General features: G+C 74.1%; 21 protein-coding genes. 15 read left to right on the forward strand and 6 right to left on the reverse strand.

All coding sequences use genetic code 11. The features are described from left to right. Positions 1-75 precede the first annotated feature (75 nt). The gene (locus IE108_RS25200) at positions 76-1017 is read left to right on the forward strand and encodes an NADP-dependent oxidoreductase (RefSeq protein WP_064731135.1); all 942 of its coding nucleotides are present in this window, start codon (positions 76-78) and stop codon (positions 1015-1017) included. A 135-nt stretch (positions 1018-1152) separates the two neighbouring features. After that, on the forward strand, positions 1153-1539 hold the full coding sequence (locus IE108_RS25205) for an anti-sigma factor antagonist (RefSeq protein ID WP_064731134.1): 387 nt from the start codon (positions 1153-1155) through the stop codon (positions 1537-1539). On the opposite strand, the gene IE108_RS25210 is transcribed toward IE108_RS25205, so the two are convergent. Then, positions 1505-2458: a ribose-phosphate diphosphokinase gene (locus IE108_RS25210; protein ID WP_064731133.1), complete on the reverse strand. Its 954-nt coding sequence runs from the start codon at positions 2456-2458 to the stop codon at positions 1505-1507. The genes IE108_RS25205 and IE108_RS25210 overlap by 35 nt on opposite strands. 206 nt (positions 2459-2664) lie before the next feature. Here IE108_RS25210 and otr(A) point away from each other — a divergent pair, with 206 nt between their 5' ends. The 6 genes from otr(A) (at position 2665) to IE108_RS25240 (ending at position 8813) form a co-directional block, all read left to right on the forward strand. After that, positions 2665-4536: a tetracycline resistance ribosomal protection protein Otr(A) gene (otr(A), locus tag IE108_RS25215; RefSeq protein WP_064731132.1), complete on the forward strand. Its 1872-nt coding sequence runs from the start codon at positions 2665-2667 to the stop codon at positions 4534-4536. A 108-nt stretch (positions 4537-4644) separates the two neighbouring features. Then, a complete protein-coding gene (locus IE108_RS25220) occupies positions 4645-5328 on the forward strand; it encodes a DUF4230 domain-containing protein (protein WP_064731131.1) in 684 nt (227 codons plus the stop codon). 130 nt (positions 5329-5458) lie between these two features. Further along, positions 5459-6013: a VanZ family protein gene (locus IE108_RS25225; protein WP_064731130.1), complete on the forward strand. Its 555-nt coding sequence runs from the start codon at positions 5459-5461 to the stop codon at positions 6011-6013. A 150-nt stretch (positions 6014-6163) separates the two neighbouring features. Beyond that, positions 6164-6310 (forward strand): hypothetical protein, encoded by a 147-nt coding sequence (locus IE108_RS25230; protein WP_159394647.1) that lies wholly within the window; start codon positions 6164-6166, stop codon positions 6308-6310. Positions 6311-6854: 544 nt separating this feature from the next. Further along, entirely contained in the window at positions 6855-7352 is a 498-nt protein-coding gene (locus IE108_RS25235) for an FBP domain-containing protein (RefSeq protein WP_064731129.1), read from the forward strand. A gap of 216 nt (positions 7353-7568) precedes the next feature. Further along, on the forward strand, positions 7569-8813 hold the full coding sequence (locus tag IE108_RS25240) for a glycoside hydrolase family 16 protein (protein WP_064731128.1): 1245 nt from the start codon (positions 7569-7571) through the stop codon (positions 8811-8813). A 27-nt stretch (positions 8814-8840) separates the two neighbouring features. Here the strand turns inward: IE108_RS25240 and IE108_RS25245 are convergent, their stop codons facing one another. After that, positions 8841-9077 (reverse strand): hypothetical protein, encoded by a 237-nt coding sequence (locus IE108_RS25245; protein WP_064731127.1) that lies wholly within the window; start codon positions 9075-9077, stop codon positions 8841-8843. A 102-nt stretch (positions 9078-9179) separates the two neighbouring features. Here IE108_RS25245 and IE108_RS25250 point away from each other — a divergent pair, with 102 nt between their 5' ends. The 3 genes from IE108_RS25250 (at position 9180) to IE108_RS25260 (ending at position 12319) form a co-directional block, all read left to right on the forward strand. Next, positions 9180-10226: a PHP domain-containing protein gene (locus IE108_RS25250; RefSeq protein ID WP_064731126.1), complete on the forward strand. Its 1047-nt coding sequence runs from the start codon at positions 9180-9182 to the stop codon at positions 10224-10226. Positions 10227-10278: 52 nt separating this feature from the next. Then, on the forward strand, positions 10279-10935 hold the full coding sequence (locus IE108_RS25255; protein WP_064731125.1) for an HAD family hydrolase: 657 nt from the start codon (positions 10279-10281) through the stop codon (positions 10933-10935). A 352-nt stretch (positions 10936-11287) separates the two neighbouring features. After that, on the forward strand, positions 11288-12319 hold the full coding sequence (locus IE108_RS25260) for an SDR family oxidoreductase (RefSeq protein WP_064731124.1): 1032 nt from the start codon (positions 11288-11290) through the stop codon (positions 12317-12319). Between the two features lie 157 nt (positions 12320-12476). On the opposite strand, the gene IE108_RS25265 is transcribed toward IE108_RS25260, so the two are convergent. Continuing rightward, positions 12477-12788, reverse strand: a complete 312-nt coding sequence (locus tag IE108_RS25265) for a hypothetical protein (protein ID WP_064731123.1) — start codon at positions 12786-12788, stop codon at positions 12477-12479. A gap of 70 nt (positions 12789-12858) precedes the next feature. Beyond that, positions 12859-14148 carry an ROK family transcriptional regulator gene (locus IE108_RS25270; protein ID WP_064731122.1) on the reverse strand — a complete coding sequence of 430 codons (1290 nt, stop codon included), beginning with the start codon at positions 14146-14148 and terminating at the stop codon, positions 12859-12861. A 199-nt stretch (positions 14149-14347) separates the two neighbouring features. Here IE108_RS25270 and IE108_RS25275 point away from each other — a divergent pair, with 199 nt between their 5' ends. The 4 genes from IE108_RS25275 (at position 14348) to IE108_RS25290 (ending at position 18541) form a co-directional block, all read left to right on the forward strand. Then, the gene (locus IE108_RS25275) at positions 14348-14842 is read left to right on the forward strand and encodes an FBP domain-containing protein (protein ID WP_064731121.1); all 495 of its coding nucleotides are present in this window, start codon (positions 14348-14350) and stop codon (positions 14840-14842) included. 114 nt (positions 14843-14956) lie between these two features. After that, positions 14957-16213: an FUSC family protein gene (locus IE108_RS25280; protein ID WP_064731120.1), complete on the forward strand. Its 1257-nt coding sequence runs from the start codon at positions 14957-14959 to the stop codon at positions 16211-16213. A gap of 31 nt (positions 16214-16244) precedes the next feature. Continuing rightward, entirely contained in the window at positions 16245-17276 is a 1032-nt protein-coding gene (locus tag IE108_RS25285; RefSeq protein ID WP_064731119.1) for a hypothetical protein, read from the forward strand. A 53-nt stretch (positions 17277-17329) separates the two neighbouring features. Beyond that, a complete protein-coding gene (locus tag IE108_RS25290; protein WP_064731118.1) occupies positions 17330-18541 on the forward strand; it encodes a lactonase family protein in 1212 nt (403 codons plus the stop codon). On the opposite strand, the gene IE108_RS25295 is transcribed toward IE108_RS25290, so the two are convergent. Together IE108_RS25295 and IE108_RS25300 are read right to left on the reverse strand one after the other, a co-directional pair. Next, positions 18509-19234: a DUF2470 domain-containing protein gene (locus tag IE108_RS25295; RefSeq protein WP_064731117.1), complete on the reverse strand. Its 726-nt coding sequence runs from the start codon at positions 19232-19234 to the stop codon at positions 18509-18511. The two genes, IE108_RS25290 and IE108_RS25295, sit on opposite strands and share 33 nt — an antisense overlap. Positions 19235-19404: 170 nt before the next feature. After that, the gene (locus tag IE108_RS25300; protein ID WP_064731116.1) at positions 19405-20013 is read right to left on the reverse strand and encodes a TetR/AcrR family transcriptional regulator; all 609 of its coding nucleotides are present in this window, start codon (positions 20011-20013) and stop codon (positions 19405-19407) included. Position 20014 lies beyond the last annotated feature (1 nt).

A 20014-nucleotide genomic window follows, 5' to 3' on the forward strand; every position in this document is an offset into this window, starting at 1 on the left:
CCCCGGGAATGGCACGATCTCGACGGAGGTTGCAGACCGTGCCCCTGGAACCCCTTCCGAGTTGCGAGGTACTCGATGAACACCATGCGCGCCATGAGCCAGGACGTCCTCGGCGGACCCGAGGTACTGAAGGAGATCCGTCCGGAGCGCCCCGAGCCGCGCCCGAACGAGGTGCTGGTGCGGGTCCGCGCCGCCGGCGTGAACCCCACCGACTGGAAGCACCGGGCGAACGGCGGCTTCCTCGGTGAGCCGCCGTTCGTGCTCGGCTGGGACGTCTCGGGCACCGTGGAGGCGGTCGGCATCGGCGTCGCGGCCTTCGCGCCCGGGGACGAGGTCTTCGGCATGCTGTCTTACCCCTTCGGGCACGGCTCCCACGCGGAGTACGTGACCGCCCCCGCGCGCGCCTTCACCCACAAGCCGGCCGGCATCGACCACGTCCAGGCGGGCGCGCTGCCGCTGGTCTCGCTGACGGCGTGGCAGGCGCTGGTGGAGCGGGCGGACCTCCGGCCGGGTCAGCGGGTGCTGATCCACGCGGCGGCGGGCGGTGTGGGCCACGTGGCGGTGCAGATCGCCAAGGCCCGGGGCGCCCACGTGATCGGCACCGCCAGCGCGGGCAAGCACGAGTTCCTGCGCTCCCTCGGGGCGGACGAGACCGTGGACTACCGGGAGACGGACTTCGCGGAGGCGGTGAAGGACGTCGATGTCGTGCTGGACACCATCGGCGGCGACACGGCGCTGCGGTCGCTGCGCGTGCTGCGCCCGGGCGGGGTGGTGGTGTCGATCATCCCGGTCGGGTCGGACGAGTTCTTCGAGGAGGCCGGCCGCCTCGGGGTGCGGGCGGTCCGGATGCTGGTCGACGCCGACCGGGCCGACATGCGGTCGGTCGCGGAACTGGTGGAGGCCGGGAAGCTGCGGGCCACGGTCGAGAAGGCGTTCCCGCTGGCCGAGGCGGCGCAGGCGCACGCGCTCGGGGAGACCGGCCGCACCACCGGCAAGATCGTGCTGGTCGTCGACTGACGGACCTCGCTGTGAGATTTCGATGACATATGTCAATCGAACATGCTCAGATTCGCTCGATCGGGGTAACTTTTCGTGCGGGCTGGCTGGTTGAGCCCTCCGGAAGCAGGCCGCGACAGGCTGGAGGCAAGTTTCGTGCGGCAGGAATCGGAGTCGCCCGCCCCGCATCTGCGCGTGCGCCGGGAGCGGGGGCACACGGTGCTGGAGTTCCGGGGTGAGATCGACATCGCGTCGGCCTCCCGGATCGAGCCGCGCCTGGACCGGGAGACCCGGCGCCCCGGCGCCCTGGTCGTCCTCGACCTGGGCGGGATCGAGTTCTTCGACTGCTCCGGCCTGCGGCTGCTGCACCGGGCGCGCCGTCAGGTGCTCGCCGGGGGCGGGCAGGTGCACCTGGTGTGCGCCCACCCGCTGACGCTGCGGATGCTGCGCATCACCGGCCTGTCCCGGCTGCTGCCGCCCCGGCCGACGCTGGAGGAGGTGCTGGGCGTCAGCCTGCCGGCCGCGCGTCGAACAGGGCGCTGACCGACTCGCCGTTGTGGATGCGGCGCACGGCCTCGGCGAGCGCCGGGGCGATGGACAGCACCCGCAGCTTGTCCGTGTGGTCGCCGGCGGGCACCGGCACGGTGTTGGTGCACACGATCTCCAGCACGTCGGGCTGCCCGCCGAGCCGCTCCAGCGCGTCCGCCGCGAACAGCCCGTGCGTGCAGGCGAGGCGGATGGTGCGCGGCCCCGACTCCCGCAGCCGGTCGAGGAGTTCCAGCACCGTGCTGCCCTTGGCGATCTCGTCGTCGAGCACGATGACGTCGCGCCCGGCGACGTCCCCGATCACGGCGTTGATGCTGACCCGGTCGTCGGCGTACCGCTGCTTGGCGCCGGCCGCCACCTGGGCGCCGAGCATCCGGGCGAACGCGGCGGCCTCCTTGGCGTTGCCCAGGTCCGGCGAGACGACGGTGGTGCGCGAGAGGTCGTACCGCCGGAAGTGCGCGGCCAGTTCCCGCAGCGCGTGCAGGTGGTCGACCGGTACCGAGAAGAAGCCGTGCACCTGGGGCGAGTGCAGCGTCATCGCCAGCACCCGGCCCGCGCCGGCCGCCACCAGCAGATCGGCGACCAGGCGACCGCCCAGCGAGATGCGCGGCGCATCCTTCTTGTCCGAGCGGGCGTAGGAGTAGTGGGGCATGACGACGGTGATGCGGCCGGCCGACGCCCCGCGGGCCGCGTCGCACATCAGCAGCAGCTCCACCAGGTGTTCCTGGACCGGCTTGATCAGCGGCTGGACCAGGAAGACGTCCCGCTCCCGGCAGTTGGCGAGGAGCTGCACCTCCAGGCAGTCGTTGGCGAACCGGCTGACCCGGGTGGGGCTGAGCGGCACCCCCAGATGGGCGCAGACCTCCTCGGCCAGCTCGGGGTGGGCACTACCGCTGAACACGGCGATGTCTCGCACGGACCGCTCCTCGCGTGATCCTGTCCGGCCGGGATCCCCAGCTTACGGAAATCCGGTTGCGGCGGCCCGGGCGGCCGAGGGCATGATGGCGCCGTCCGGGTACTCCCCCGCCGTCCCTCTCAGGTCAGGAATCCCTCGCATGCGCCGACTCCTCGGAATCCCCCAGTGCCCCTTCCGGCCCACGGTTTTCGAGGACGCGACCCCGCATGCACCCCACGCACACCCTGAACATCGGCATCCTGGCGCACGTCGACGCCGGTAAGACCAGCCTCACCGAACGGCTCCTGTTCGACCACGGCGCGATCGACCGGCTGGGCAGCGTCGACGCCGGAGACACCCGTACGGACGACGGCGGCATCGAGCGCCGCCGCGGGATCACCATCCGCTCCGCCGTCGCCGCGTTCACCGTCGGCGCCACGCAGGTCAACCTGATCGACACCCCGGGCCACTCCGACTTCGTCGCCGAGGTCGAGCGGGCCCTGGAGGTGCTCGACGGCGCGGTGCTGCTGCTCTCCGCCGTCGAGGGCGTGCAGGCGCGGACCCGCGTGCTGCTGCGCACGCTGCGGCGGCTGCGGCTGCCCACGCTGGTGTTCGTCAACAAGGTCGACCGGGCCGGCGCCCGGCCCGAGGAACTGCTGGGCGACGTCCGGCGCCTGCTCACCCCGCACGCCGCGCCGATGACGGCGGTGACGGGGGCGGGCACCGGCGACGCCCGGGTCGTGCCCCGGCCGCCGGACGAGCGGACCGCCGAGGCGCTGGCCGAGGTCGATCCGGACGTCCTGGCCGCCCTGGTGGACGGTCCCGAGCCGACCGCCGGCGACCTGGCGGCGGCCCTCGCCGCCCGGACCGCCGACGGCACCTTCCACCCCGTCTACCACGGCTCCGCGCTGAGCGGTCAAGGCGTCGCCGAGCTGGTCCGGGGGCTGCTCGCTCTGGTCCCGCCGGCCGCCGCGGCGCCCGGGACGGCGGCACCGCGCGGCACGGTCTTCGCCGTACGCCCCGAGCCGGGCGGCGGCCGGACGGCGTACCTGCGGCTGTACGACGGCGAGGTACGGCCCCGGCAGCGGCTGACGTTCCTGCGGCGCGAGGCGGACGGCCGGACCACCGAGGTCGCGGGCCGGGTGACCCGCCTCGACGTCGTCGGCGGAGGCGCGGCGCTCACCGCCGGGAACATCGCCGCGCTCACCGGGCCGGGCGCGCTGCGCGTCGGCGACCGGCTCGGCGGCCTCGGCGACCGCGCGCCGCAGTTCGCGCCGCCGACGCTGGAGACCGTGGTCCGCGCCCGGCGGCCGGAGCAGGCGGCGCCGCTGCGCTCGGCGCTGCTCGCGCTCGCCGACCAGGATCCGCTGCTGCACGCCCGCCCCGAGGCGTCGGGCGCGACGGCCCTGCTGCTGTACGGCGAGGTCCAGATGGAGGTGCTGGCGGCGACGCTGGCGGAGGACTTCGGCGTCGAGGCCGAGTTCGCGCCGGGGCGGGTGCGGTACCTGGAGCGGCCGGCCGGGACGGGCGAGGCCGCGGAGGAGATGCCGTGGCTCGACCACACCCGGTACTGGGCGACCGTGGGGCTGCGGGTCGACCCGGGGCCGCGGGGCTCGGGCGTGGTGTTCGCCCACGAGACGGAGCTGGGCGCGCTCCCCCGCGCCTTCCACCAGGCGGTGGAGGAGAGCGTCCACGCCACGCTGTCGAGCGGCCCGGCGGGAGTGGCGGTCACCGACTGCCGGGTGACCCTTGTCCGCTCCGGCTTCTGCTCGCCGGTCAGCACCGCGGCGGACTTCCGCGGACTGACGCCGATCGTGCTGCGCCGCGCCCTCGACCGGGCGGGGACCGTGCTCCACGAGCCGTACCACGCCTTCGAGGCGGAGATCCCGCCGGACACGCTGGCGGCGGTGACGGCCCGGCTGGCCGCGCTCGGCGCCGACTTCACCGGAACGACGGGCGGCGATCCGGCCTGGCTCGTCACCGGTGAACTGCCGGCCCGGCGGGTCCGGGAGGCGGAGCTGCGGCTGCCGGGGCTCACCCGCGGGGAGGCGGTGTGGTCGTCCCGCCCCTGCGCCGACCGGCCGCTGAGGGGGCGGTGAGCCGCGGTACGCCCCGCCGTGCCCCCGTTGCCCGCGCGCGTCCGCCAACTGTTCTGTCTGGGCGGGGAGATGGGGGGCATCAGGGTCAGTAGGAAGGAGGGCCGCGCCATGACGACTCCCGTCAAGAATCCCACGCGTCCCGTCGAGAGGCCCGCGCGGCGCATGCCCGGGTGGGCGAAGGTGCTGACCGCGGTCGTGGTGGTCCTCGCCGTGCTGTTCGCGGGGCTCCGGCTGAGCGTCATTCCGGGCCTGAACGACCTGTTCGGCACCGAGACCAAGGACCGCTCGGGCCCCGCGCTGCTCAAGTCCATCCAGGACATCAGCCGTTACGACGCGGCGTCCGGCAACTTCCAGGTCGTGGTGGACCTGGAGAAGGACACCAAGTTCCTGCCGGACGCCGTGCGCGGCACCCGCACCCTGTACGTGGGGGCGGGCACCGTCGACGCCTTCGTCGACCTCGGGAAGGTGGGCGAGGACGACGTGACGGTCAACGACGACCGCACCTCGGCCACGCTGCGGCTGCCGCACGCCGCGCTCGGCAAGCCCGCCCTGGACCCCGACCGCTCGTACGCGGTGTCCAAGCAGCGCGGGCTCCTGGACCGGCTCGGCGACCTGTTCTCGGACAACCCGAACGGCGAGCAGGCGGTGCAGAAGCTCGCGGCCCGGCACATCGGCGAGGCCGCGAAGGACAGCGAGCTGACGGCTCGCGCCGAGAGCAACACCACGGCGATGCTCCAGGGCCTGCTGCGCTCCCTGGGCTTCAAGGAAGTACGGGTGGCGTACGGCACCTGAGCGTTCACCTCGTACCGAGGAGCGAGCCGGAACGGGACCGTGAACGGGACCGCCGAACCGCCGGGCATCCCCGGCGGTTCGGCGGGTAATAGCTCCGCCACGCGGGGATGTTGACTCTTGGAGGAATGAAATGGCTCGTGTCGCCTCGGGGCTGCGCTTCCCTTCGCGTCCCCGCCCCGACAAGGCGCGGACGAAGGACGCCGAGCAGCCGGAATGCCGCCCGCTCCCGCTGCCGCTGCGCCTGCTCGCGACCCTGTGCGCCTTCGTGTTCATGGTGGCGTTCGCCGTGGTGCTGGCCCGGTTGACCCTGAACCCCTCCCCCGCCTCGGAGGCGCTGACGCACACCAACCTGCGTCCCGGGGACTCGCTGCGGGCCTACCTGGACCAGCCGGCGCTGCGCGACGCGGTGAAGCAGGTCGGCGGCAACATCCTGCTCGGCGTGCCGTTCGGCGTGCTGGTCCCGGTCGTCGCCCCGCGCACCCGGGGCCTGCTGAAGGTACTGCTGCTGACGGCGGTGGTGATGCTGCTGGTGGAGTTCGCGCAGGGCGCCCTGGTCACCGGCCGGGCCTTCGACGTCGACGACGTCATCCTCAACACCAGCGGCGCGCTCCTCGGGTACCTGCTGCTGGGCCGGCGGATGAGCCGCGCCGTGCACGCGCGCAAGGTCCGCAAGGCGCGCGCGTGAGGCTTCCCTCGACGTGACTTCGTCCGGCCCCGGCGTGTCGCGTTACAGGCCGAGGCGTACCCCGACGTAAAGCTGAACACCCGCGGACTCCGCTCCGTGGGTGCACGGGGTCCGGCGCCACCGGCCGACGAAGCAGCCCGAGGAGTAGCGGTGCACCATCTCGCGGCGACGGCGATCTACCTGCCCGGCTCGGGGAGCCTGCCCCGGTGGGTGGGGATCGTCGTCGGCGCCGTGGTCGTGGCGATGGCCTGCCTGCGGTTGTACCGGTTCTGGCGGTCGTGGCGGCGACGCCGCTAGCGTCCGCACCCCGCGCGGCGGGATTCGCCCGCCCGAGTGAATTCGAACGGTGTAGCCTTTGGGGGGTCGCATGCGGCGGGCTCTCCGCCGCCCCCATCGACGCGTACGGCGTCGACGCGCACCGCGCGCCCCGGCCGGAAGGAGGCGAGAGACATGGACCGTTCCGAAGCTGTTGCGGCCATAGTTGCCCCCGGCCGTGTGCCCTCGTTCCTCTGCGGCGCGCGGTAAGAACTCTCAAGCCACTCCCTGCGGCATCTCGCTGAGCTGCCTACGCCTGTGCGGCCCACGCGCCGTACGGGTAGCAGGGGCGCGCGCCCGTGAACGGGCCCCCTCATCGGTCGCCGTGCCGCCGGCCTGCTCCGAAGTCGCCGCAGCGGCACACGGACGCCCTGTCCCCCGGCAGGCCCTTCGCCGACCGGTGGGAAAGCAGCACCGCTGACCGCACGCGAGCAGCCCACGCACGGGCCGGCCCGCACGTCGGCATGCCCTCGTGCCGGCGGCCCCCGACACCTCGACTCGTCCGGAAACCGAAGGAACCCACGTCATGAATCCCCTGACCGAACGGGACATCCGCACCTCTTTCGTCAACTGCTCCAAGGGAGAGGCCAAACGCCTCCCCCTCCCCAAGGACCTGGCGGAGATCGACCACTGGGACGACCTGGACTTCCTGGGGTGGTGCGACCTGTCGGCGCCCGCCCGCAGCTACCTGGTCGCCGAACGCGAGGGCGTACCCGTCGGCGTGACCCTGCGCTCGTCGGCCACCACCCGCGGATTCCTGCGCCGCAGCATGTGCTCGCTCTGCCTGACGACCCACCCCGGCAGCGGCGTCGCCCTGATGAGCGCCCGCAAGGCGGGACCGGCCGGGCGGGACGGAAACTCCGTCGGCCTCTACCTCTGCACCGACCTCGACTGCCCGCTCTACGTACGGGGCAAGAAGCAGCCCGCACCCGGCGGGCGCATGGAGGAGACCCTCACCGTCGAGCAGCAGATCGACCGCACCCGTGCCAACCTCGACGCGTTCCTGGACCGGCTCTTCGTCTGAGCCGGTCCGTCGTGCCGGGCCGCCTCCCGAGGCGGCCCGGCGGCCCGGCACCGTCCCGCCGCGTCCCGGCGACGGGCCGCTCCACTTTGGCGCGAATATGGTCCGTACCAATGTATTGACCACCCCTTATCTCACTACTTGAATCAAGAGGCGACACCTCAACCCCCCACCTCGGTCGGCGCGTCCCTCCCGGAGCGCCGTACGGAAGGGAGAGCCGTGGTCCGCCCACGCCTGCTCCGCAGATGCCTCCTCGCCGCCGCCCTGTCCGCGGGGCTCGCCGCGTCCCTCGTGTCGGGCCCCGCCCAGGCGGAACCCGCTCCCCGTGCCGCCGAATCCGCGGCGGCCGCCGTGACGTTCTCCGACACCTTCGACGGCCCGGCCGGATCGGCCGTCGACTCCTCCAAGTGGCAGATCGAGACCGGCGACAACGTCAACAACCACGAACGGCAGTACTACACCGCGGGCAACCGGAACGCCTCGCTGAACGGCCAGGGCCAGCTGGTCATCACGGCGCGCAAGGAGAACCCGGCCAACTACCAGTGCTGGTACGGCACCTGCCAGTACACCTCCGCCCGCCTCAACACCTCGGGCAAGTTCACGGCGCAGTACGGGCACGTCGAGGCGCGGATGAAGGTGCCGCGCGGGCAGGGCATGTGGCCGGCCTTCTGGATGCTCGGCACCCCGGTGAACTGGCCCGACTCCGGCGAGATCGACATCATGGAGAACGTCGGCTTCGAACCCTCTACCGTGCACGGCACGATCCACGGCCCCGGCTACTCGGGCGCGGGCGGCATCGGCGCCGGCTACACCCTGCCGGGCGGCCAGGCCTTCGCGGACGGCTTCCACACCTTCGCCGTGGACTGGGCACCCGACTCGATCACCTGGTCGGTGGACGGCAACGTCTACCAGCGGCGCACGCCGGCCGACCTGGGCGGCAGGCAGTGGGTGTTCAACCGGCCGTACTTCCTGATCCTGAACCTGGCGGTGGGCGGCTACTGGCCGGGCGACCCGGACGGCTCCACGGTCTTCCCGCAGTCGCTGGTGGTGGACCACGTCTCGGTGACGACCAGCGACTCCGGTACCGGGGGCGCGATCCGGGGCCTGGCCGGCAAGTGCGTGGACATCGCCTCGGCGGGCACCGCCAACGGCACCCCGGTGCAGCTCTACGACTGCAACGGCAGCGCCGCCCAGCGGTGGACGGTGGGCTCCGACGGCACGATCCGCGCGCTGGGCAAGTGCCTGGACGTGAACGCGGGCGGCACGGCGGACGGGACGGTGGTCCAGCTCTGGGACTGCAACGGCAGCGCCGCACAACGCTGGGTCGTCACGGGCGCCCGGGACATCGTCAATCCGCAGGCCGACAAGTGTCTGGACGTCACCGGCAACAACTCGGCCAACGGCACCCGGCTCCAGATCTGGACCTGCTCGGGCACGGCGAACCAGAAGTGGACGGTGGGCTGAGCCGTCGGGGAGGGGCGGGGGCGGGTCCTAGCGCACGGTCCAGGTGAACTTGTCCCCGCCCACCCAGCGGACCACGTCCGGGTCGTCCAGGTCGTGGACCGTGATGCCGAAGGCCGCCGCGGCCTCCAGGACGTCGGTGACGGCCCTCGCCGCGCCGACGACCTGGCCGTCGATCTCCACGATGCGGAACGGAGGCGTTCCGGGCTGCACCCGGAGCACCAGGATCCGCGGTGTGCCGATGTGCGGGCTGTCGATTTCGGTCATGCCTAGAGGGTAGGCCGGACCCGCCGAGGCGGCCCGGGGTGCGGCTCCCGGGGCGCTGGGGAACCCTGGACGAGCGGGGAGCGGTCGCGACAGGAGGTGCCGATGGAACCCGTCGAGGCACTGGAACGGATCGCCTTCCTCCTGGAGAGGTCGCAGGCGCCCACCTACCGGGTCCGCGCCTTCCGCACCGCCGCCCGCGTGCTGCGCGGGCTCGACGCCGAGGAACTGCGCGAGCGGGCCGGGTCGCTGGAGTCGATGAAGGGCATCGGACCCAAGACCGCGCAGGTGGCGCGCGAGGCGCTGGCCGGGCGGACGCCCGGGTACCTGGAGAAGCTGGAGAGCGCGCCCGAGGCACAGCGCCCGGCCGCAGGCGAGGGCGAACGGCTGCTCGCGCTGCTGCGCGGCGACTGCCACCTGCACTCCGACTGGTCCGACGGCGGCAGCCCGATCGAGGAGATGGGCCGCACGGCCGCCGCGCTCGGCCACGAGTGGGCGGCGCTGACCGACCACTCGCCGCGGCTGACGGTGGCGCGCGGGCTCTCCCCCGAGCGGCTGCGCGAGCAGCTGGACGTGGTGGCCGGGCTCAACGAGACCTGGGCCCCGTTCCGGCTGCTGACCGGCATCGAGTGCGACATCCTCGAGGACGGCTCGCTGGACCAGGAGCCGGAGCTGCTGGAGCGGCTGGACGTGGTCGTGGTGTCCGTGCACTCCAAGCTGCGGATGGACGCCCGGGCCATGACCCGCCGCATGGTGCGGGCCGTGCGCGATCCGCACGCGGACGTCCTCGGCCACTGCACCGGACGGCTGCTGACCGGGCGGGGCCGGCCCGAGTCGGAGTTCGACCCGGACGAGGTCTTCGCCGCCTGCGCGGAGTCCGGCACGGCCGTGGAGATCAACAGCCGGCCCGAGCGCCTCGATCCCCCGCGGCGGCTGCTGCGCCGGGCGGTGGACGCGGGCGTGCTGTTCTCCGTCGACACCGACGCGCACGCGCCCGGGCAGCTGGACTGGCAGATCAACGGCTGCGCGCGGGCGGAGGAGTGCGGGGTGCCCGCCGAACGGGTGGTCACCACCTGGTCCCTGGACGACCTGCTGGCCTGGACCCGGGAGGGCCGCACGCCGTCCGGCGTCTCCGGCGTGGCCGGCGCATGACGTGGTACCCGCCGGACGGCCGGTGACCGCCGCCGGCAGAGAGCGAGGGCGCATGGACCGCGCAGCGGTGTTCGACGTCGACGGGACCCTCGTCGACACCAATCATCTGCACGTCGTCTGCTGGTGGGAGGCGTTCCGGCAGGCGGGGCACGAGGTGCCGATGCACGCCGTGCTCCGGGCCGTCGGGCTGCCCTCCTCGGACCTCGTGGGGCATCTGCTGGGAGAGGACCGGGACAGGGACCGGGACGCGGAGCTGAGCGCCGCGCACAAGGCGCTCTACGGGCAGTACTTCGACCGCCTGCCCGCGCTGCCGGACGCCGGGCGGCTGCTGCGCCGCCTGGCCGGCGACGGCTGGAAGGTGGTGCTCGCCACGTCCGCCGGCGGACCGGAGCTGGGTGCGCTGCGGCGGGCGATCGACGCGGACGACGCGATCGCGGCCACCGCGAGCGCGGACGACGTGGAGGAGGGCAAACCGTCCCCGGAGCCGGTCGAGCACGCGCTGGAGCTGGCCGGGGTGCCCGCGGAGCGGGCCGTCTTCGTGGGCGACACGGTGTGGGACATGCGGGCCGGCAGCCGCGCCGGGGTGCGCTGCGTCGCGGTCCTGTGCGGCGGTCTGCCCCGCGCCGACCTGGAGGAGGCGGGCGCGGACGCGGTCTACGCCGACCCAGCCGAGCTGCTGGCCTCCCTGGAGCGGAGCCCGCTCGCCTGAGGGGGTGACCCACCTCACCCCGTGAGGGGCCTGAGGGCGGAACACCGGGTGCTCTCGTCCCGTTGTAGAGGTCGTGGGTACGGATGGGACAGTGTCCCCGGGCCTCACCTTTTGCCCACAGGGACGATCGTTCGGCTGAAGCCCTGTGGAGCGTTTCGCCGAGAGGCGACCGCCATCCGTACCCGCCTCAGTGCCGCCCCGGCCGTGATTCCCCCGTCGCGGTCGGGGCTTCCCCATGTCCGCCCGTCCGCTCGTCCGTCCGTCCGCCCCTTCGCGCCCCGGCCCCGGGTGCCTTTCCGGCGCGCTGGGTACCCGGTGACCTCGTGCGGCAAGCGGCCGAGAGGAGCGCCAGGTGAGTGGCGGAGCGGGCAGCAGGATCGTGGTCACGGGTGCCACCGGCAACGTGGGCACCAGCGTGGTGAAGCTTCTGTCGGAGGATCCGGAGGTGGGGTCGGTCCTGGGGCTGGCCCGGCGGATCCCCGGGTGGACGCCGGAGCGGACGGAGTGGGCCGCGGTCGACCTGGCCTCGGACCGGGCCGACCTGGGCGCGCACTTCGCGGGCGCGGACGCGGTGGTGCACCTGGCCTGGGCCTTCCAGCCGACGCACGACCCCGCGACGACCTGGCGCACCAACGTTCTGGGCTCCCTGCGGGTCTTCGAGGCGGTGGCCGCCGCCGGGGTGCCGGCGCTGGTGCACGCCTCGTCGGTGGGGGCGTACTCGCCGGGGCCCAAGGACCGCGCGGTGGACGAGTCGTGGCCGACGCACGGCTGGCCGGACGCCGCGTACTGCCGGGAGAAGGCCTATCTGGAACGCACCCTGGACATCTTCGAGCGGGACCACCCGGGGATCAGGGTGGTGCGGATGCGCCCCGCGTTCCTGTTCAAGCGGGAGTCGGCCAGCGAGCAGCGCCGGATCTTCGGCGGCAGGTTCCTGCCCGGCCCGGCGGCCCGCCCCGGGGCACTGCCCTTCCTGCCGGACATCCCCGGTCTGCGGGTGCAGGCGTTGCACACCGACGACGCGGCCCACGCCTATCGGCTGGCGGTGCGCTCCGAGGACGCGCGGGGTCCTTACAACCTCGCGGCGGAGCCGGTCGTGGACGCGGAGGTGCTGGGCCGGATGTTCGGTGCGCGTCCGGTGCGGCTGCCCCGGACCGCCGCCCGTTCGGCGATCGCCGCCGCGTGGGGGCTGCGGCTGCTGCCGGCCTCGCCGCACCTGTTCGACGCGGTACTGCGGCTGCCGCTGATGGACTGCACGCGGGCGCGGGTGGAGCTGGGCTGGCGGCCGACGCGGTCGGCCACGGAGGTGCTGGAGGAGTTCCTGGGCGGCCTGCGCGAGGGCGCGGGCACGGACACGGCGCCGATGCGGGGGCGCAAGGTCGGCTGAGCGGTCCGCGTCCCGTGGGCGGGGGGCGCGCACCCGGTCCGCCCCCCTGGGGCACGTGGGAGGGGGCGGGCACCCGGCCCGACCGCTGGTCCACGTGGGAGGGGGCGGGCACCGGGCCCGCCCCCCTGATCCACGATCCAGGCTTTCGTGCGTGCCGTCAGCCGGAGGACTCGTCGGGCACCGGGTGCTCGGGGTGGACGGCGGCCGAGTGCGGGGCGCCCTGGCGGCCGGTTCCGGCCTCGTCCGTGTCGGGAACGTCGTCGGCGGGTTCGGCGGCGTCCTCGTCGCCCTCGCCGGTCCCGGCCTCCTCGTCGCGGTCCGCAGGATCGCCCTGGAGGTGCTCACGCTGCTCGCGGGTGGGCGCCGCGGCCTCCCACGGGTCGTCACCGGCACCGGCCTGCTGGTCCGGCAGGTCCCGGGGAACGGGGGCGCCGTTCTCGCCCGGCCCCTCCTGGCGGTGGTCGGTCACTGCGCGCTCCTTCCGGTGGTGCTCCTGCACGTCCGACCGCACCGGGTACCCCGCGCCACCTCGCATAACCTCAGTGCGGCGCCCGCTCCTCCAGCGCCGTGCGCCAGGCGGGCTCCGGGTACTCGGGCGCCGGTTCGGGTCGCCGGCCGCCGCGGGTGAAGAAGTCGGCCAGCGGCAGGATCGCGGCGCCCACGGTGACGGCGTCCGGGCCGAGCCGCCCCAGGTCGACCGTCACCCGCTGGGCCGGGTGGCGCAGGGCGTACGACACGGCGTGGCGGCGGACGGCGGGCAGGAAGCGGGTGCCGAGTTGGAGGCCGGCCCAGCCGCCGATGAGGATGCGCTCGGGCTGGAAGAGGTTGATGAGGTCGGACAGCCCGGCGCCCAGGTACTCGGCGGTCTCCTCCAGGACCGAGAGCGCGACCGGGTCGGCGTCCCCGCCGTCCGCCGGGTAGGCGGCGGCGAGCATGGCGGTCAGGGCGGTCTCCTCGTCGGTGCCCGCGGGCACCCGTCCGCCCTCCTCGCGCCAGCGGGCCAGCAGCGACTCGGCGCCGGCGTAGGCCTCCAGGCAGCCGAGCGCGCCGCACCGGCAGCGGCGCCCCCTGACCCGGACCGTCAGGTGCCCCCACTCGACGGCCCGGCCCTGCTCGGCCTCGGGCGTGACCAGGCTGGCGCCGACGCCGGAACCGAAGAGGACGACGACGGCGTTGCGCGCGCCGCGGCCCGCGCCGAACCACATCTCGGCCTGGCCGAGGGTCTTGGCGCCGTTGTCGATGAAGTAGGGGACGGTGTCGGGCAGCGGGGACCCGGCGCGCAGCAGGGCCTCCAGCGGGACCGCGTCCCAGCCGATGGTCTGGCCGTGCACCACGGCGCCGCGGTCCGGGGTGTGCTCGACGATGCCGGGGACGCCGACCCCGGCGCCGAGCAGCCGCTCGGGCGGGAGTCCGGCCGCGGCCAGCACCTCGGCGATGCCGTCGCGGATGTGGCCGACGATGACCTCGACGTCGTAGCCCTGCTGGGTCAGCGGGCGTTCGGCCCGGGCGAGTTCGGTGAGGGTCAGGTCGAACAGCTCGACGCGCACCCGGGTCTCGCCGACGTCCACGCCGATCATGTGGCCGCTGGCGGGGGCCACGCGCAGCAGGGTGCGGGGGCGGCCGCCGTCGGAGTCGACGCTGCCCGCCTCCTCCACCAGGCCGTCGGCGACCAGGTCGGCGACGACGTTGCTGACCGAGCCGGAGCTGAGGCCGGTCGCCGGGCCCAGTTCGAAGCGGCTGAGGGGGCCGTCGAAGTAGAGCCGCTGGAGCACGGCCGTACGGTTGGCCCTTCTCAGGTCGCGCACCGTGCGCCCGTTCCGCCCCGCCATGTGACCCCTTCCCTACCGTGCCCGGTCTGCAAGATACCCCGCCACCCGGCCGCACGCGACTTCCCTCGGTCCTTAATTCATGCTATGAACTCGCGCCCCCGAAAAGTGTTGGCCCCTCCCCTCTCCGGCTATCTAGGATAGGCGTAAACCTAGAACCTCTAGGTTTACATCGCTTCCGCACCCGAAGGAGAGGCTCACCATGAGAGCACTCACCGAGCAGGACATCCGCGCCTCTTTCGTGAACTGCTCCAAGGGGGAGGCCAAGCGCCTGCCCCTCCCCCGCGATCTCGGCGAACGCCCCTGGGACGATCTCGACTTCCTGGGCTGGCGGGATCCGGGCGCGCCCGACCGGAGCTATCTGGTCGCGGACCTCGACGGACGCCCGACCGGTCTGTCCCTGCGCTTCCAGCAGGGCCGGTCCGGCTACTTCCAGCGCAGCCTGTGCGCGCTGTGCCTGACCACCCATCCCCGGGGCGGCGTGTCACTGATGACGGCGCGCCGGGCCGGCGCGGCCGGGCGCGAGGGCAACTCGGTGGGGCTGTACATGTGCACGGACCTGGCCTGCTCGCTGTACCTGCGCGGCAGGAAGGTGTCGAAGAGCGGGGCGCGTTTCGAGGAGAGCCTCACCCTGGAGGAGCAGGTGGCCCGGACCGTGGGCAACCTCTCCGCGTTCCTGGCCAAGGTGACCGCCTGAGCTTCACCGAGGCACGCCGCCGTACGGCGCGTGGAACCACTCCCGCCCCCTTTGTCCGGTTACCGTCCTGTCCGGAACACGTTCGAGGCACCCGGGGAAGGGAACAGCCCGAGGATGCGTGATGTACGTGAGGCCGCGCGTTCGGCACTGCGGCGGGTGAAGTGGCTCAGGGACCCCGTGGTCGCGCAGGCCCTGCGCTCGGCCGCGGCGGCCTCGATCGCCTATGTCATCGCGGTGCGGCTGACCCCCGACAAGTCGGCGGCACCGCTCACCGCACCGCTCACCGCGCTGCTGGTCGTGCAGGTCACCCTGTACGCCACGCTCAAGATGAGCTTCCGCAGGGTGAACGCGGTGGTGGCCGGCGTGCTGGTGGCCATCGCCTTCAGCCAGCTGGTGGGGCTCAGCTGGTGGAGCCTGGCCCTGCTGATCGTGGCGGCCCTCGGCGTCGGACACCTGGTGCGGGCGCACGAGTTCACCGCCGAGGTGGCCATCAGCGCGATGCTGGTGCTCGGGGTGACGTCGCACGGCAGCCTGGCGTGGGCGCGGGTGGTGGAGACCCTGATCGGGGCGGTCGTGGGGCTGGCCTTCAATCTGCTCCTCGCCCCTCCGGTGTGGGTGGAGCAGGCCGGCGAGTCCATCGAGGAGCTGGCCCGGCGGGTGCGCCAGCTGATGCTGCGGATGGGCGAGGAGGCCGCCGACAGCACGCCGTTCCACGAGGCGGCGGCCCGGCTGCACGAGGCACGCCGGCTGGACCACGACATCGGGGAGGTGGACGAGGACCTGCGCCAGGCCGAGGACAGCCTGCGGCTCAACCCCCGCGTGCGGGAGGGGCTGCTGCACCGGGTCGTGCTGCGCACCGGCCTGGACACGCTGGAGATCTGCACGGTGGTCATGCGGGTCCTCGCGCGCAGCTTCACGGACCTCGCGAAGGAGCGTGAGCCGGAGCCCCTGTTCCCGCCGGAGACGGGCGCCACCGTCCAGCAGCTGCTGTCCGAGATCGCCGACGCCGTGGTGAGCTTCGCGGTGCTGGTCACCACGAGCGCCAGCGAGAACGCCGAGTCGGCCGAGGAGCGCCTCTCCAGCGAGCTGCGCCAGGCCGCGGCCACCCGGGACCGGCTGGCCGAACTGCTCCTGGAGGAGGTCAGGCGCGACTCCCGGCAGTGGCAGCTGCGGGGCGCGGTCCTGGCGGAGGTCGACCGGATCATCGACGAGATGGACACCGAGCACCGCTCGCGGCGGCTCCTGGAGGAGCTGGACCGGCACACGCGCGAACAGCGCGAACGCATGCCGAGGCTGACCCGGTTGCGGGACCGGGGAAGGGCGGTGCTGCGGAGGCGGAACCGCGGCGGCGCCGCCCGGCGTTCCCCCTGAGGAAGGACGGACGAGGACGAGGGGCGTGGGAATGACCGACACCGGTGTGCGGATCGACGGGAACCGGCTGCTGCTGCCGGGGGGTGCCGTGGTGCGGTTCGTCCGCACCCTGCGGCTGCCCGAGGAGGGGACCCACCCCCTGCCGCCGGGGCTCGGCGAGTTCCCGGTCCGCCGGGTGGCGGACTACCCGGACACGGTGCCGGAGGCCTGGCGGGCGCGCGGCGGCGTGATGCTGCCGGTGTACCTGCGGGAGGCCATGTGGCTGAGTTTCGCGGGCACCCGGGAGCCCGCCGCGCTCCAGGTCGGGGTGGGCAAGGTGTGCGCGGTCTCGGGCCGGCCCTGGAGCGGGAAGCTCTCCCGCGATCCGCAGAACTACGTGGTGCTGCCCCGCCAGCCGTGGCTGGACGGCATCAACTCCGGGACGGGCACGGTCCGTCAGTTCGTGGCGGTGCCGCTCGGCATGGGAGCGACCGTCGAGGGACAGGTGACCGGCGAGGAGGTGTGGGGCGGGGTCCAGTTGCAGGACTTCCGGCTGAACGAGCGCGAACTGGCCCGGTGGCGGGAGGCGGAACGGCTACGGGCCGGGGCGGTTCCGCGCGGGGCCTTCGGGGCGGCGATGCCCGCACCGGCCGCTCCGGGCGCCGCCCCCTCCTACGGGGGTGCGGCTCGGGCCCGGTCCGCGCCGGCGATGGGGCTGGGCGTCGGCGGGTCCATGCGCCAGGAGGTGTACCGCGACGAACGGCCGCTGGAGCACTGGGCCGAGAGCCCGGCGGGCCGGGTCTTCGTGCACCTGGTGACGCCGCCCCAGTGGCGGCGCGTCACGGGCGAGGAGCCGCCGCCGTCGCCGGTGGACCGGGCCGCGTACACCCGGGCGGGACTGCCCTGGTACGACTACTACGACCAGGACGCGCACGACCTCGCGCCCACCGATCCCCTGCGGGACGTCAAGCCGGTCGGCGACTGGATCGGCGACGACCACGAGCCCTGGCAGGAGCCGGGACAGCAGCAGGTCCGGCCGCTGAAGGACGCACAGGGCAAGCCGGTGGAGGACGGGGACTGGTAGAGCGGTCCGCCCGGCCACGGCGGCACACGGCAACGAGCGCGAGGAGCACGGTGATGAGCGGTGCGGGCTGGAGCAGGCGGCGGTTCGCGGGCCTGCTGGCGGGGGCGGCCTCCGCGGCGGCGCTGCCCGCGGCGGCGGGGTGCGGCGGCTCGCCGGACGCGTCGTCGGCGGCGCCCTCCCCGGGCCGCACCGCGCCGGGGGCGAGCGCGGGCTCCGCGGGCAGGCAGCGCGATGCCGCCGGGCCCCGGCCGCTGTACATCGGGACGTACACCTCGGCCGAGGGCGGCGGCCGGGGCATCGGCCTGGCCGAGTACGACCCCGGCACCGGGCGGATCACCGGGCGGGGCGTCCTCACCGGAGTGGACGACCCGTCGTACCTCGCGGTCCATCCCGACGGGCGCACGCTGTACGCGGTGAGCGAGCGCGAGGCGGGGGCGGTGACCGCCGTGCGGCTCGCGGACCGGGAGATCCTGGGCAGCCGGAGCACCGGCGGCGCCGCGCCCTGCCACCTGTCCGTGCACCCGGGCGGGCGCTGGCTGTTCAGCGCCGCCTACGGATCGGGCAGCGTCGCCGTGCACCCGGTCGAGGCCTCGGGGGCGCTCGGGGAACGCACCGACCTGGTGACCCACTCGGCTCCCCCGCCCGGGCCGGGACAGGACGGTCCGCACGCGCACCAGATCGTCACCGCTCCCGACGGAGGCCACGTCCTCGCCGTGGACCTCGGCACGGACACGGTGTACAGCTACCGCCTGGACGAGGCGTCGGGCACGCTCACCGAGGTCGCGCGAGCCGGGACCCGGCCGGGCGCCGGACCCCGGCACCTCACCTTCCACCCGGCCGGCCGCCACGCCTACCTCGCCAACGAGGTCGACGACACCGTCGCCGTCTGCTCCTACGATCCCGGCTCCGGCCGCCTGACCGTCGGCGAGGCCCAGTCGACGGGCACGGGCTCCGGCACCAGTTACCCGGCCCAGATCCTGGTGACGCCCGACGGTTCGCACGCCTTCCTCGCCAACCGGGGCCACAACAGCCTCACGCGCTACGCGGTCGAGGCGGAGGGCGCCCGGCTGCGGCTGCTGGACACGGTGCCGGTGGGGGGCGACTTCCCGCGGCAGATCGCCTTCTCCCCCGACGGCGGGCTGCTCTTCGCGGCCAACCAGAAGTCGGGCACCGTCAGCGTCTTCCACGTCTCCCGGGACGGTGGACTGCGCCCCGCCGGGGAGCCGTTCGCCTCATCCGTCGCCGTCTGCGCGCTGCCGCTGTAGGGCCCGGGGGCAGGAGGCGGCGCTCGCCTGCGACAACAGGACGTGCACCCGCTCGGTGAGCTGCCCGATGTCGTCGGCCGGCGCGTGGAAGGGCAGGCGCACGTCGCCGTGGGAGCGGGCGCGCTCTATGCGCAGGGTCAGGCCGTGCCGGTCCACGGCGAGCGGCCGCACCCGGACCGCGCCGTGCAGGCTGTCGGACTCGACCAGCCGGGTCAGCCGCTCCACCGCGTCGCCGTGGCAGTCCGCGAGGTGGGTCAGCAGCCGGGCCTCGGCCAGGGCCAGCGGATCCGGCTCGGCGGCGGCGAACTCGTCGAGGTCCACCACCACCGCGCCGGACGGACGCCGCAGCACCACACGGGTGGGGCGGAACGCGAGGTGCCCGTCCGCCACGGCGAACCAGCCCGCGAGCCACAGCCTGGCCCTGATCCGGCCCCGCACCGGGACGGGGGCCACGTCGGCGAACTCCAGCACGGCGGACGGCTCTCCGCGCGGCGCGCAGATCGCCGCCGCGAGCAGGGCGCTGTCCTCGGGCACGTGCAGGAACACCTGGCCGTCGTCGCCGACCGTGTGCGCGCCGACGAACTCCTCGCGGCCGCCTTCCGCGGTCACCGCGCAGGACCAGGCGGCGGCGAGCACGGAGCGGGCCTGCTCCGCCGCGGCAGGCGCGGCCGTCCAGGCGTGGCTGTCACCCATCCTCAACCTCCGTCATCAATTCATTAGGTAAGGCTCACCTAACCTATCGGAGTTCGGGGCGTGCGCCAACCAGGACGCGTGATCTTTGCGAGACCTTTTCAGCCGGCCGGACGGCGCACTTCAGCGACGCGGGGGCGCGTTCCGAAGTGCAATGCGCCGGTTCTGCCGGTTCAGGGGGCGATGGCGCCGAGCAGCGCCCGCGCGCACAGGTCGCGCACCTGCTCCCGGGACGGCGCCGGATCCCGCAGCCACTCCAGGCAGACGGCGGTGGTGAAGGCCAGCCAGCCGCGCACCGCCAGCCGTACGTCGCCCCGCTCCTCGAAGGCCGGGCCGAACTCCGGGTCGGCGGCCAGGGCGGCGAGGATCTGCCGCTCCTGCGCGGCCAGCGCCCGCCGGTAGACCCGGCGCACCGCCTGGTCGCCGGTCGCGTCGGCGCGGTGGAAGGCCCGGTAGCCGTGCGCGTGCGCCCGGACGTGCTCCAGGTAGGCGTCGAGTCCCGCGGTGAGCTGCTCGCGGACCGGCACCCCCGGCACGGCCGCCGTCATCCGCAGCATGCGCTCGCTCTCGCGCTCGACGACCGCGGCGAAGAAGTCCCGCTTGTTCGGGAAGTAGTGGTACAGCAGCCCCCGGGACACCCCGGCGATCTCGGCGACCTGCTCGATCCAGACCTCGTCGTAGGGGCTCTCCGAGAACAGCCGCGCCCCGACCGAGAGCAACTGCTCCCGGCGCTCCCCGGTGCTGAGCCTGCGGCGGGTGCGCTCGCCCTGGTTCGCGGCCATG

The sequence above is a fragment of the Streptomyces parvulus genome (assembly GCF_014648855.1).
Lineage (GTDB): Bacteria > Actinomycetota > Actinomycetes > Streptomycetales > Streptomycetaceae > Streptomyces > Streptomyces parvulus.